General features: G+C 72.4%; 13 protein-coding genes. 8 read left to right on the top strand and 5 right to left on the bottom strand.

Annotated elements, in window-relative coordinates:
- The first annotated feature begins 143 nt into the window (after positions 1 to 143).
- Positions 144 to 329: a hypothetical protein gene (locus tag F3L20_RS23505; protein WP_150156046.1), complete on the top strand. Its 186-nt coding sequence runs from the start codon at positions 144 to 146 to the stop codon at positions 327 to 329.
- A 38-nt stretch (positions 330 to 367) separates the two neighbouring features.
- On the opposite strand, the gene glpK is transcribed toward F3L20_RS23505, so the two are convergent.
- Together glpK and F3L20_RS23495 are read right to left on the bottom strand one after the other, a co-directional pair.
- Positions 368 to 1,885, bottom strand: a complete 1,518-nt coding sequence (gene glpK, locus F3L20_RS23500) for a glycerol kinase GlpK (RefSeq protein ID WP_145825214.1) — start codon at positions 1,883 to 1,885, stop codon at positions 368 to 370.
- 38 nt (positions 1,886 to 1,923) lie between these two features.
- Positions 1,924 to 2,826: an MIP/aquaporin family protein gene (locus tag F3L20_RS23495; protein WP_145825213.1), complete on the bottom strand. Its 903-nt coding sequence runs from the start codon at positions 2,824 to 2,826 to the stop codon at positions 1,924 to 1,926.
- A gap of 348 nt (positions 2,827 to 3,174) precedes the next feature.
- Between F3L20_RS23495 and F3L20_RS23490 the strand changes: the two genes are divergently transcribed.
- Complete coding sequence (locus tag F3L20_RS23490) at positions 3,175 to 5,253, top strand: FUSC family protein (protein WP_150156045.1); 2,079 nt, start codon at positions 3,175 to 3,177, stop codon at positions 5,251 to 5,253.
- Positions 5,254 to 5,386: 133 nt separating this feature from the next.
- On the opposite strand, the gene F3L20_RS23485 is transcribed toward F3L20_RS23490, so the two are convergent.
- Positions 5,387 to 6,337 (bottom strand): endonuclease/exonuclease/phosphatase family protein, encoded by a 951-nt coding sequence (locus F3L20_RS23485; protein WP_150156044.1) that lies wholly within the window; start codon positions 6,335 to 6,337, stop codon positions 5,387 to 5,389.
- Positions 6,338 to 6,472: 135 nt separating this feature from the next.
- On the opposite strand from F3L20_RS23485, the gene F3L20_RS23480 reads away from it, so the two are divergent.
- From F3L20_RS23480 to F3L20_RS23470, 3 genes are all read left to right on the top strand, one after another.
- A complete protein-coding gene (locus F3L20_RS23480; RefSeq protein WP_206338816.1) occupies positions 6,473 to 7,837 on the top strand; it encodes an amidohydrolase in 1,365 nt (454 codons plus the stop codon).
- Positions 7,838 to 7,965: 128 nt separating this feature from the next.
- The gene (locus F3L20_RS23475) at positions 7,966 to 8,655 is read left to right on the top strand and encodes a DUF899 domain-containing protein (RefSeq protein ID WP_150156043.1); all 690 of its coding nucleotides are present in this window, start codon (positions 7,966 to 7,968) and stop codon (positions 8,653 to 8,655) included.
- A gap of 156 nt (positions 8,656 to 8,811) precedes the next feature.
- The gene (locus F3L20_RS23470; RefSeq protein ID WP_150156042.1) at positions 8,812 to 8,997 is read left to right on the top strand and encodes a hypothetical protein; all 186 of its coding nucleotides are present in this window, start codon (positions 8,812 to 8,814) and stop codon (positions 8,995 to 8,997) included.
- A 28-nt stretch (positions 8,998 to 9,025) separates the two neighbouring features.
- Here the strand turns inward: F3L20_RS23470 and F3L20_RS23465 are convergent, their stop codons facing one another.
- On the bottom strand, positions 9,026 to 9,478 hold the full coding sequence (locus F3L20_RS23465) for a hypothetical protein (protein ID WP_150156041.1): 453 nt from the start codon (positions 9,476 to 9,478) through the stop codon (positions 9,026 to 9,028).
- The gene (locus F3L20_RS23460) at positions 9,475 to 10,179 is read right to left on the bottom strand and encodes an ATP-binding protein (protein ID WP_431193175.1); all 705 of its coding nucleotides are present in this window, start codon (positions 10,177 to 10,179) and stop codon (positions 9,475 to 9,477) included. The genes F3L20_RS23465 and F3L20_RS23460 overlap by 4 nt, the downstream gene beginning before the upstream one ends.
- A gap of 196 nt (positions 10,180 to 10,375) precedes the next feature.
- Between F3L20_RS23460 and F3L20_RS23455 the strand changes: the two genes are divergently transcribed.
- The 3 genes from F3L20_RS23455 to F3L20_RS23445 all read left to right on the top strand — a co-directional run bounded on the left by F3L20_RS23455 (position 10,376) and on the right by F3L20_RS23445 (position 12,449).
- Positions 10,376 to 11,236 (top strand): helix-turn-helix domain-containing protein, encoded by an 861-nt coding sequence (locus F3L20_RS23455; RefSeq protein ID WP_150156039.1) that lies wholly within the window; start codon positions 10,376 to 10,378, stop codon positions 11,234 to 11,236.
- Complete coding sequence (locus F3L20_RS23450; RefSeq protein ID WP_093766710.1) at positions 11,237 to 11,521, top strand: DUF397 domain-containing protein; 285 nt, start codon at positions 11,237 to 11,239, stop codon at positions 11,519 to 11,521.
- 124 nt (positions 11,522 to 11,645) lie between these two features.
- Positions 11,646 to 12,449 carry an SAM-dependent methyltransferase gene (locus F3L20_RS23445; RefSeq protein ID WP_150156038.1) on the top strand — a complete coding sequence of 268 codons (804 nt, stop codon included), beginning with the start codon at positions 11,646 to 11,648 and terminating at the stop codon, positions 12,447 to 12,449.
- Positions 12,450 to 12,457 lie beyond the last annotated feature (8 nt).

The raw sequence follows: 12,457 nt of genomic DNA, 5'->3' as shown, positions 1-12,457 counted from the left end.
CGATGGCCCGCGTGACCGATATCTCATGATTCTCCGGTCTGGCGACCGGGGCAAGCCGGTAATATCCGACGAATATCGTGCGACGCCCGACCCCCTTCCGTGGCGCCGCGACCGGCATCCCGACGAAAGGGGAACAAGCAGAGATGGCAGCTCAGAGGCTGGGAACCCTGCTCGTGGCCGTGCCCGGGCTGTCCGGCACCCCCCCGGGCACGACCGTGACCGTGCGCGGCCGCGGCGCTTCCGTCGACGCCTTCGTCAACGGCGACTGGCTCCCGTTGTCGTGGTGGGAGTTCTCCGACGGTCTCCGCGAGGACATCGCCGACCGCTGACCCGCCGACCCGCCGGCCGCGAAGCGCCGCCCGCCGGCTCAGTCGACCGTGACCCAGTCCAGGGTGCGCTCGACGGCCCGCTTCCAGTCCTGGAAGCCCTGCTGACGCCGGTCCTCGCTCCACTGCGGCTCCCAGCGCTTCGACTCCTGCCAGTGCGAGCGCAGTTCGTCGGTGTCGCTCCAGAATCCGGTGGCGAGCCCCGCCGCGTAGGCGGCTCCCAGCGCGGTGGTCTCGGCGACCACGGGCCGGCTGACCGGCACCCCGAGCACATCCGCCTGGATCTGCATGCACAGGTCGTTCGCGGTGACGCCGCCGTCGACCTTGAGCACGTCCAGGTGCACCCCGGAGTCCTGCTCCATCGCCTCGACCACGTCACGGCTCTGGTAGCAGATCGCCTCCAGCGTGGCCCGCGCGATGTGGGCTCCGGTGTTGAACCGGGACAGGCCGACGATGGCGCCCCGGGCGTCGGAGCGCCAGTAGGGGGCGAACAGGCCGGAGAAGGCCGGCACGAAGTACATGCCGCCGTTGTCCTCCACCGACCGCGCCAGCTGCTCGCTGTCCGGGGCGCTCCCGATGATCTTCAACTGGTCGCGCAGCCACTGCACCGCCGCGCCGGTCACCGCGATGGAACCCTCCAGCGCGTAGACCGCCGGGCTGCCGGCGAACTGGTAGGCCACCGTCGTCAGCAGCCCGTTCTGCGAGCGCACCAGCTCGGTGCCGGTGTTCAGCACCAGGAAGTTGCCGGTGCCGTAGGTGTTCTTGGCCTCGCCGGGGGAGAAGCAGACCTGGCCCACGGTGGCCGCGTGCTGGTCGCCGAGGACGCCGGTGATCGGCACGGCGGCGCCCAGCGGGCGGGAGGTGCGGGCCTGGCCGTACGCCTCGGCGTCCGACGAGGGGTGGATGGCCGGGAGCATCGACCGGGGGATGCCGAAGATGCCGAGCAGCTCGTCGTCCCAGTCGAGGGTCTCCAGGTTCATCAGCATGGTGCGGCTGGCGTTGGTGACGTCCGTGGCGTGGATGCCGCCGTTGGGGCCGCCGGTCAGGTTCCACAGCACCCAGGCGTCCGTGTTGCCGAACAGGGCGTTGCCCGCCTCGGCGGCCTCGCGCAGCCCGTCCACGTTGTCCAGCAGCCACTTGATCTTGCCGCCGGAGAAGTAGGTGGCCGGCGGCAGTCCCGCCTTGTGGCGGATGGTGTCGCCGTGGCCGTCACGCTCGAGGGCGGCGGCGATGCTGTCGGTGCGGGTGTCCTGCCAGACGATTGCGTTGTAGTACGGACGGCCGGTACGCGGATCCCAGACGACGGTCGTCTCGCGCTGGTTGGTGATGCCGATGGCCCGCAGGTCGGAGGCCGTCAGGCCGCCGTCGCGCAGCGCGTTCTGGATCACCGTGTTGGTGCGCTCCCAGATCTCCACCGGGTCGTGCTCGACCCAGCCGGAACGGGGCAGGATCTGCTGGTGCTCCAGCTGGTGCTTGGCCACCTCGTTACCGGCATGATCGAAGATCATGAAGCGGGTGCTGGTGGTCCCCTGGTCCACCGCGCCGACGAATTCGGGCATCGCTGACACCTTTCGTGAGTGACACAGGGCCCGGGGACCTACACGTCCTCGGTGGCCGGGCCTTCCTCCTGGGCCTCCATCGCCCGTGCCCTGGCGTTGATCACCGGCTTGATGAGGAGGTCGTACACCAGCACGCCGATGACACCGCCGATCAGCGGGCCGACGATGGGGATCCACCAGTAGCTGCTGAACCACCCGAACGTGCCCGGCAACGCGATGTCGCCCCAGCCCTCGAAGTAGGTGAACAGCCGGGGGCCGAAATCACGCGCGGGATTGATGGCGTAACCGGCGTTCGTGCCGAAGGTCATACCGATGGCGACGACCACCAGTCCGATGAGGAACGGGTGGAGATTCGCCAGGGGCGCGACATTCTTCAGGTCGATGAGCGCGCAGATCAGCAGGAGCAGGATTCCCGTACCCACGATCTGGTCGAGCAACGGACCCCACCAGGAATCCCCGAAGTATTCCGCGGGGAAGGTGGCGAAGATGGAATAGGTGCCCAGCGACTGGTCGCGGGCGAGCCCCGCCTTCGCGTCGGCGGCGTCGATCGCCCAGTGGTAGCAGGCGTAGACGAGCGCGGCGGCGACGAAGGCGCCGAGCAGCTGGGCCAGCCAGTAGGCCGGCAGCTTCTTCAGGGGGAAATCCCTGCGTACGGTGAAGGCCAGGGTCACCGCCGGGTTGAGGTGGGCGCCGCTGATGCCGCCCGCCACGTAGACGCCGAAGATGACGCCGAAGCCCCAGCCCCAGCAGATGATGAGCCAGTTCGCCGGGCCGAAGTCCACGAACTGGCGCCCGGAACCGGGCAGACCCACGAGTGCGACGGCGACGGATCCGATACCCAGCAGAATCAGGACGAAAGTCCCCAGGAATTCAGCGAGCATCTCACCGCCGAGGCCTTCGCGATAACCGCGTCGGCGCGCAGGTGCAATGCGTTCAGCCATCGGCTCTCCTCGAACTGAAATGGCGCGGACTTTGCCTCCCCATGTCGGCAGCGTAGGGGCAAAGGTGTGACGGGGCGCGCGGAGAGCGGGCTTTCCCACCAACAGCCCAATTCGAAGAGCGGCCGGGGCGTCCGCGGCGAATACTGCGGGGCCGAGCGGGCCGCCGGCCCCACGGGACCCGGACGGAACCGGCCGGGGCGTGGGTGCGCCGTCCGCCCGTCATGGCACACGCCGGAAACACATTCGTGCGCTTCCGTCCCACGGGACGGCCTACTGTGGGGGCAGGCAACCCGCTCGGCCACCGTCGCCCGAAGGCCCGCCCCGCCTCGACCGGACGACTGGAGCCCTGTGACCCGCACCTCCCCCGCCGTACCCCCGTGGCTCGCCCACGCCCTGCGGTCCCAGCGCGGGCCGGTCTCCTGGAGCGCGCTGCTGCGCGGGGCGCTGAGCGGCGGGCCGCTGCTGCTGGCCGCCGTCCTCGCCGGGCGGCCCACCCTCGGGGTGGTCGCCGCGATCGGCGCCATGTTCGCCGGGATCAACGACCGGCCCGGCGGCCGCCGCACCTCCGTCACCCGCATCGGGACCCCCGCACTCGCGGGCGCGGCCGGACTGCTCACCGGCACCGTCGCGGGGGACCACGCCCCCGCCCTGCCGCTCACCCTGCTCCTCACCGCCCTCGGCCTGCTGGCCGGCGGGATCAGCGCGCTGGGGCCCGTCGGCTCCTCCGTCGGCACCCAGCTCCTGGTCGGCGCCGCCGTCGGTGCGGGCATGCCGCTGCCCGAGCCGGGATGGCTGCGGGCGTCCGCGTTCCTCGCGGGCGCGGGCTGGCTGCTCCTGCTGCGGCTCGCGCTGCCCACCTCCCACACGCTCGCCGGGGACCTCCGGTCCGGCCTGCGCTTCGACGGGGAGCGCGCCGCCGTCGCCGGGGTCTACGAGGCGATCGCCGCACTCCTCGACGCCGCGGGCTCGGACCGGGCGACCGTACGGCGGGCCGCGCTCACCGCGGCCCTCGACCAGGCCCAGGACGCGCTCGCCGGACCCCGGCTGCGCCGCCACCCCTCCTCGGCGGCCGAACGCCGGCTGCACGCCCAGTACGCCGCGGCCCTGCCCCTCGCCGAGGCCGCGACCGCGCTGGCCTGGGCACAGCAGGAAGTACCGGACCGCGCCTCCGAGGGTCCGCGCCGCCTCGCCGCCGCCGTACGCAACGGCGCACCCACCGGTCCGCTGCCCGCCCCCTCCCGCCACGCGCCCGGTCTGCGCGCCCTGGACGACGCCCTCCTGTACGCGGCCGAGGCGTTCGACCGCGCCGACGGCGGGCGGCTGCACGGCCGCAGGCGGTCCCGGTCCGCCGTCCTGCGGACCGTCCTCGGCGCACGCGGCCGGGAGTACGGGATGCGGGTGGCGCTCTGCTTCGGGGTGAGCGCCGCCGTCGCCCAGGTGCTGTACCACGCCCACTGGTACGGGCAACACGAGCACTGGTACTGGCTGCCCGCCACCGCCGTCTTCCTCGTCAAGCCCGACCTCGGGCCGCTCGCCTCCCGGGTGCTGTCCCGCGCCGCCGGAACCGTCCTCGGGGCCCTGCTGTTCGCCGGGCTCGCCGCGGTGCTGCCCCGGCCGGACGGGCTCGTCGCCGTCGTCACCGTCTGCGGGGCGCTGATCCCCCTCGCCACCCGGCACTTCGCCGCACAGACCGCCGTCGTCACCGTTCTCGTGCTGGCGCTGGTGATGGCGGGAGGCGAACCGCAGGCGTCCCTCGCCCGGATCGGCGAGACCCTGCTCGCCTGCGCCATCGTGCTGGTCGTCGGACACCTGCCGACACCGGGCCGGCGCGGCGACGCCATCCGGGCCCGGCTCACCGAGGCGAGCGGGGCCGCACAGGAGTACCTCGCCCACGTACTCGGGGAGTCCGGGGACCGCGAGGCCCGCTGGGCCCTGCGTCGCGAGGCCTACCGCACCCTCGCCGAGGCCCGCACCGCCATCGCCCTCGCCTCCGCCGAACTCCCGCCGCTCGCCCGGCACGCGGACGGCGCCGACGAGATCGCCACGACCCTCGAACTGCTCGTCGACACCATCACGGCCTGCGCCGTCCACCTGGACGACACCGGCCACCTCGACCCCCACCACCTACGCAGCCTCACCACCCTCCAGAACAAGCTCCCCCACCTCGACCCCCGCACATCCCTACGCCCAGACCAACCACCCGGCCAACGCGGTCGGAGACCCCCTGAAGGCGCGGGGAACTGCGCGACCGCGAGTTCCGGGGCCGGTCGCCTCACGAGTGGCCGGAGAGCCCCTGAAGGGCCGGGGCGCGGTCGCGCGTCGTCAACGGTGACCGCCCCTTCGCCGTGGCCGGAGACCCCTGAAGGGGCGCGGGGAACTGCGCGACCAGCCCTCACGAGTTCCGGGCCGGTCGCGCGTCGACGGTGACCGCCCCTTCGCCGTGGCCGGAGCCCCCCTGAAGGGGCGCGGGGAACTGCGCGACCAGCCCTCACGAACCGGCACCCGCAATCTCGCGCAGCCCGCCCCGCAGGGGGCGAACCCCGCGAGGAACGCCCCGCGTTCACCCCACCCGCACCCACACCGGCGCATGATCCGACCCCGCCACCCCTCGCCGCTCCCCGGGATCCGTCCCCACGGACGGCAGACGGGGCGGCCCGTCATCCGGCAGCCCCGTCCCCGCCACCGACACCCTCCGCACCAGCCGGTGACTCAGCAGCACATGGTCGATCAGCTCCCGGCGCCCGGAGTTCACCCGCGAGTACCGTTCCGCCGCGGGGATGAGCGGGGCCACGTCCCACAGCCGGAACGCGTCCCCCCGGTCAGGACGGTCGTACCCGGGTGTGCCGATCTCCGAGCCGGGCGGCCCGAGCAGCATCTGCGTCGTCGCCGCCTGCACCTCGTCGTTGAGGTCGCCGAGCACGGCCACGTCCCGTTCCCGCCCGTCGCCCTCCAGCAGCTCGTCCGCCAGGGCGCGCAGCGCCGCCGCCTCGGCCGCCCGCCGGTACAGCGCGTAGGCGGCGTACCGGGCCCGTTCACCCTCGTCGCGCGGCTGGAAACGGCCGTCGGGATACGTCAGCAGCTTCGACTTCAGATGGCAGACCGCCACCCGCAACGGCCCCCGCTCGCCCGCCACCTCCACCGCGAGGAAGCCCCGCCCGGCCCGCCCGGCGGTCAGCCCCGTGTCGTCCGCCTGCACCGGCAGGATCCGCGCCGGGAACACGGCCGTGTCGGCGACCACCGTCAGCTCCGTACGGCTGAGGAACCCCACCCGTATCCCCCGGCTGTCGGCGTGCTCGGACAGCGCGACGTGCCAGCCGTCGTCCAGCAGTCCGGCGAGATCCTCCAGCGCGCCGGGGTCGCCCACCTCCTGCACGCCGAGCAGCCCCGGATCCAGTTCCGTGATCACCGCGGCGAGCGCGGCCAGTTTCGACGCGTACGCGGCCTCGTCGCCGGGCCCGAAGGGGCCGCCGGGCCGGTACAGGTTCTCCAGGTTCCAGGTGCCGAGGAGCAAGGCGGGCCCCTTTCAGCCGTGGGCGGGCTCGTGGTCGGAGCCAGGGTGCGCGCCCGGCCCGCCCTGCGACAGTGCCGCGACGGGATGTCGCGGTTCGGCTCACCCCGGGTCAGGGTCCCGTCGTACGTTGACGTGATGACGCCTTCTGCCGTGGAGAGTCCCGCCGGGCTCATCATCACCGGATGCACCGTCCTCACGCACGACGATCAAGAACGCGTCGGTTTCCGTGAGAACGCCGCCGTCGTGGTGCGCGACGGGGCCGTGGCGGAGGTGACGGACGCCGGGGCCGTCGCCGGGCGGGCGGCCGACGAGTGGATCGACGCGCGCGGGCAGGTCGCGCTGCCCGGCCTGATCAACTGTCACACCCACGCCCCTATGGTCGCGCTGCGCGGACTCGCCGAGGACCTGCCGACCGAGGAGTGGTTCAACGACGTCGTCTGGCCGGTGGAATCCAACCTCACCGGGCGGGACGTCACCCTCGGGGCGCGGCTCGCCTGCGCGGAGATGATCCGGGCCGGCGTCACCTGCTTCGCCGACCACTACTTCGGCATGGACGCGGTCGCCCCGGTGGTCGCCGAGAGCGGGATGCGGGCGCTGCTGGGGGAGGCGTACTTCTCCTCCCAGGGCCCCGGCGGGCGCGAGCGGTCCCTGGAGTTCGCGCTCGGGCATCAGGGGAGCGCCGACGGACGGATCACCACCGCGCTCGCCCCGCACGCCCCCTACACCGTGAACGACGCCGACCTCGCCGCCACCGCCGAGCTGGCCCGCGCGCACGGCCTGCCCGTCCATCTGCACGCGGCCGAGAACCGCGACCAGACCGAGGCCTCCCTCGCCCGGCACGGCGTCACCCCTGTCGAGGTCCTCTCCCGTACCGGGGTCCTGGACACCGACGTGCTCATCGCCCACGGAACCGGCATCGTCGAGAGCGATCTCCCGCTGCTGCAGCGGGCGGGGGGCCGTACGGCGGTGGCGACCGCGCCCCGCGGCTACCTCAAGTTCGCCTGGCCCACCACCACGCCCGTGCGGGCGCTGCGGGACATCGGGGTGCCGGTCGGCCTCGCCACGGACGGCGCCGCCTCCAACAACTCCCTCGACGTGTGGGAGTCGATGGCGCTCACCTCCCTGATCCAGAAGTCCGTGGAGGGTGACCCGCGGTGGCTGACCTCCCGTCAGGCACTGCATCACGCCACCCTGCAGAGCGCCCGCGCGGTCGGCCTGGACGGGAGCGTGGGCCGGATCGCGCCCGGCCACCGCGCCGACATCGTCCTCGTGGACCTCACGGGCCCGCACACCCAGCCGGTGCACGACCTGGCGGCGACCCTGGTGCACAGCGCCCGCGCCGCCGACGTCCGCACGACCGTCGTGGACGGCCGGATCCTCATGCGCGACCGGCGCCTGCTCACCGTCGACGTCCCCGAGACCGTACGAGAGCTGGGGGAGCGCCTGCCCGCCCTGACCGAGCGGAGCCACGGCCGCCGCATCCAGCGGTACGACACCTGAACCGGCGCGCGCCGGCCCTCGCGCGGCCGGCGCGGACGGGCCGGCGGAAAAGATCTTGGACGCGAACGATGAGTTCCGCGCGGCAGCCCGGTCACCCCTCGCAACGGGACCGTCGCACAGGAGGAACCATGTCGCTTCCGGAGATCGTCCCGCGCGCCGAGTGGCGCGCGGCGCGCGAAGAACTGCTCGACAAGGAGAAGGCCGTCACCCGCGCGCTCGACGCCCTCCGAGCCGAACGGCGCCGGCTGCCGAGGGTCCCCGTCGACCGCGAGTACGTCTTCGAGGGCGGCGACGGCAGGGCCACGCTGCTCGACCTCTTCCAGGGGCGGCGGCAGCTCGTCGTGCACCACTTCGAGTTCGCCCCGGAGTGGGAGACCGGGTGCCGCTGCTGCTCGGCGTTCCTGGACCAGATCGGGCACCTGGCACACCTCCAGGCGCGGCGCACCACCTTCGCGGCCGTCTCCCGGGCGCCGTTCACCAGGATCCTGCCGTTCAAGGCGCGGATGGGGTGGACGGTGCCCTGGTACTCGTCGTACCCCGGTGACTTCGACGCGGACTTCGAGGTGTTCTCCGAGGAGGGCGGGACGCCCGTCCAGCGGCCCGGCGTGAGCTGCTTCCTGCGTGAGGGCGACCGCGTCTTCCACACCTACTCGGCCTACGGACGCGGCCTGGAGGGGCTGGGCTCCACCACCAGCCTGCTGGACCTCACCGCGCTCGGCAGGCAGGAGCCGTGGGAGGAACCCGAGGGGCGCGCGTGGGCCGTCGGAGCACCCGTGGCACAGGCGCACCTCCGCTACCACGACGAGTACGACCTCTGACACGGACGGTGACGGATTACTCCGAAAAGCTGAGAGCGCGCTCACACTTGGCAGTGAACGGGTGTCAACTACGTCTCAGTACCGTCACCGGACGAGGCGTTCGCCCCATGGTTGGCGTTTAACTCTACGAGTACAGCGCTACATGGAGGTGGCAGGGTGAACGGGCGAACAGTGCTCGAACGCTTTCCCGCAGGTGGACCGCGCGGCTCATGGCCCGCGGAGGAGTTCGCGCACGCGCGGCGCCTGGAGGGCCTGCCCGCCGAGGTTGTCATGGACCTCGCGACCGACATGTTCCTGGTGATCGTCCGCGGCGAGCGCGCCGGCGGTGAGGTGGTGGCCTGAGCGGTCCGCGAGGGGCCGTCGGAGGCCGTCAGGCGGTGACGGGGCGTGACCAGGCCGGGGTGGTCCCGGTGAGCCGGCACAGGGCCAGGTAGAGCGGTATCGGCGGCGTGTAGGGGAGCGTGCCGTCCGGGCGGTGGATGAGACCCGGGAGGCCGGCGTCGCCCGTGGCGGCCGGGCCGTCGGGGAGGACCGCGCCGGCCGCGTAGTGCGCGGGGGCGGGCCAGTCCAGGGCGTAGTCGGAGTCGGACGGGACCAGCCACCACCAGTGCGCCTCGTCGGCGTAGACGCACCCCACGCGAGGCAGCCGGGGCAGGACCAACGGGCCGAAGCGGGCGGGCACCGCCACCGCGTCGCAGCCCATCGGGGCGGTCATGCCGTCGGGGACCGGAAGGCGCCGGGGTGTGTCCGTGGCCGTCCGTCCGCGCTGCAGGCGGACCAGTGAGTCCAGGCTCACCACGCGGGTGCCGCCGGCGCCCGTCACGCGCGTCCTCCGTCCCGGCCGGGATGCCGCCCCGCGGGGAGGTCGAGCCTCTTCTCCGCCGGGTGCGAACGGGCGCTCTCGTCGCCGTCGCTGTCGCCGTCCTCCGAGCCGCCGGCCGGGCCGGGCTTGGGCCGGGCGCCCCAGCCGAGGTCGTTGTGGGGTTCGGCGGGTTCGTGCGGGGTGTCCGCCTGGCGCGGGAGTTCCGCCCAGACCAGCAGGCCGGGACCGTGCTCGTGGGCGCCCCACGCGTGGCACAGGGCGTCGACGAGGAGCAGTCCCCTCCCGTGCTCCTCCTCCGGCTGCTGCCGGGTGTTCGCCCGGGGCCGGTCCGGCGCGCAGCCCTCGTCCCGCACGGCTATGCGCACCAGGTCGTCACCGTCGTGCAGCTCGCAGACGACATGGCTGCTCGCGGTGTGCACGATGGCGTTGGTGACCAGTTCGGAGACGACCAGGGCCGCGGTGTCGCAGGTGTCCTCGCACACCGACCAGCCGGACAGCCGGGCCCGGGTCAGCCGTCTGGCCCGGGCAGGGGAACCCGGGTGGGCGGCCAGTTCGAAACGGAACCGGCGCACGGCGTCATCCCCCGAAGGGGCGGTGGCCGGGGCGGCGCCGAGGTCGACGGAGGCCGCGGCGGCGTCTGTTCCTAAGGGCGCGGACGGAATCACGCTTGCCACTATCGCCCCGCCGTGAACACTTGGCAAGTGTCACTCTGAAAAATGCAGAGTGCTGTGTGACGGTCTGGACCGGCGTGGCACACTGCTCGCAACAGGACCTCGCGCGGCGCCAGTTGGGATCGCCGAAGATTGATTCGAATGTGTGTTCGGTTCGAGCGGTCTCCGTGGCAGATCATCGAATGGCGCCGCCGGGCTGTCAGGATTTGTTCGAGGGAGGTGGAGCGTGAGTGAACCCCGGTCCGCGCCGACGGTGGGGCAGGTCGTCCTCGGGCGCCGCCTGCTGGACCTGCGCGAGCGCGCCGGTCTCAAGCGGGAGGAGGCCGCCCGCATCCTGCGCGTCGCCCCCGCCACCGTACGCCGCATGGAGATGGCCGAGGTCGCGCTCAAGATCCCGTACCTCCAGCTGCTGCTGAAGGCCTACGGTGTCTCCGACGAGGAGGCCGACGCCTTCGTGCAGCTGGCGGAGGACGCCAACAAGCCCGGCTGGTGGCAGCGCTTCCACGACATCCTGCCCGGCTGGTTCTCCATGTACGTCAGCCTGGAGGGTGCGGCCTCCCTCATCCGCAGCTACGAACCCCACTTCGTCCCCGGACTGCTCCAGACCGAGGACTACGCGCGCGGCGTGCTGCGCTCCGGTGCCATAGGGCAGACCCGGCCCGACGACATAGAGCGCCACGTCGACCTGCGCATGCAACGGCAGGAACTGCTCACCCGTGAGGACGCGCCCCGACTGTGGGTCGTCATGGACGAGACCGCGCTCCGCCGCCGGGTCGGCGGCCCGGAGGTGATGCGTGCACAGATCGACAAGCTGCTCGAAGCGGCGGCGCTGCCCAATGTGACGCTTCAGGTCGCGACCTTCGACAGCGGGCCGCACCCCGGCACGTACGGGCCGTTCGTGCTGTTCCGATTCGCCATGCCCGAACTGCCGGACATGGTCTACAGCGAGTACCTGACCGGCGCCGTCTACCTGGACGCGCGCACCGAGGTGGCGACCCACCTCGAGGTCATGGACCGCATGGCGGCCCAGGCCGCCACGGCACATCGCACGAAGGAGATCCTCCGGGATCTCCGCAAGGAGCTGTGAATGGAACTCATCAAGCCCCCGAAGACCCAGCCGCGTGCGCGGGCGCACGCCGGGAGGATCTACAACGGCATGCCCGCGCGGGAGCTGGGCAGCGAGGGCTGGCACAAGCCCTGGAGCGGTGGCAACGGCGGCAACTGCCTCGAGGCGATGAAGCTCGACGACGGCCGCATCGCCGTCCGCCAGTCCACCGACCCGGACGGACCGGCGCTCATCTACACCTCCGCCGAGATGACGGCCTTCATCGAGGGGGCCAAGGCCGGAGAGGCGGATTTCCTGCTGTCCTGACCCCCGCTTGCCGCACTACCTTGCTTTTTCTCCCTTGGCACTTGGCACTCGGCATTGGCGCTCGACACTCAGCACTTGGCACTGTATTGATCACTAAGGCTTGCGGACAGTTACGGAGCTTGTCATGACCGGGCAGCACCCCGTGGAGATCGACACCACCAGGCCGCATCCCGCGCGGATGTACGACTGGTACCTCGGCGGCAAGGACAACTACCCGGTCGACGAGGCCATGGGCCGGCAGATGCTCGCCCTGGACCCGCGGGTGCCGGTCATGGCACGCGTGAACCGGGCGTTCATGCAGCGGGCCACGCGCTGGCTCGCCGGACAGGGCGTGCGCCAGTTCCTGGACGTCGGCACGGGCATACCCACCGAGCCGAACCTGCACCAGGTGGCCCAGCGCATCGCGCCGGATGCCCGCGTCGTGTACTGCGACAACGACCCCATCGTGCTGGCCCACGCGGCGGCACTGCTGCGCGGCACGGACGAGGGGGTCACCGACTACCTCCAGGCCGACGTCCGCGACCCGGACACGATCCTGGAGGGCGCGCGCAAGATCCTCGACTTCGACGAGCCGATCGGTCTTTCGCTCATCGCCCTGCTGCACTTCGTCCCCGACGAGGACGGCGCGCACGAGCTGGTGCGGCGGCTGCTGGACGCGATGCCCTCGGGCAGCCACCTGGTGATCAGCCACGCCACGGCCGACTTCACGCCCGAGGAGTCGGAAGCGGCCGTCGCGAAGCTTAGGGCGGCGGGCGTCACGCTGGCGCTGCGCAGCCGCGAGGAGTTCACCCGGTTCTTCGACGGCCTGGACCTCGTGGAGCCGGGCGTCGAGGTGCCGCACCTGTGGCACCCCGAACTGGGCGACCCGGTCCCGGGCCAGGAGGACGGGGTCATCCCGGGCTACGGGGCGGTGGCCCGCAAGCCGTAGTCCCACGC

The sequence above is a fragment of the Streptomyces tendae genome (assembly GCF_008632955.1).
Classification (GTDB): Bacteria; Actinomycetota; Actinomycetes; order Streptomycetales; family Streptomycetaceae; genus Streptomyces.
This window is presented reverse-complemented; position numbering and strand designations above follow the sequence as displayed.

Excerpts from the sequence above, each read along its gene's own strand:
- F3L20_RS23475 (WP_150156043.1), top strand. The coding sequence starts at position 7,966 with ATGTCGCTTCCGGAGATCGTCCCGCGCGCCGAGTGGCGCGCGGCGCGC.
- F3L20_RS23495 (WP_145825213.1), bottom strand. The coding sequence starts at position 2,826 with ATGGCTGAACGCATTGCACCTGCGCGCCGACGCGGTTATCGCGAAGGC.
- F3L20_RS23505 (WP_150156046.1), top strand. The coding sequence starts at position 144 with ATGGCAGCTCAGAGGCTGGGAACCCTGCTCGTGGCCGTGCCCGGGCTG.
- F3L20_RS23480 (WP_206338816.1), top strand. The coding sequence starts at position 6,473 with ATGACGCCTTCTGCCGTGGAGAGTCCCGCCGGGCTCATCATCACCGGA.
- glpK (WP_145825214.1), bottom strand. The coding sequence starts at position 1,885 with ATGCCCGAATTCGTCGGCGCGGTGGACCAGGGGACCACCAGCACCCGC.
- F3L20_RS23445 (WP_150156038.1), top strand. The coding sequence starts at position 11,646 with ATGACCGGGCAGCACCCCGTGGAGATCGACACCACCAGGCCGCATCCC.
- F3L20_RS23450 (WP_093766710.1), top strand. The coding sequence starts at position 11,237 with ATGGAACTCATCAAGCCCCCGAAGACCCAGCCGCGTGCGCGGGCGCAC.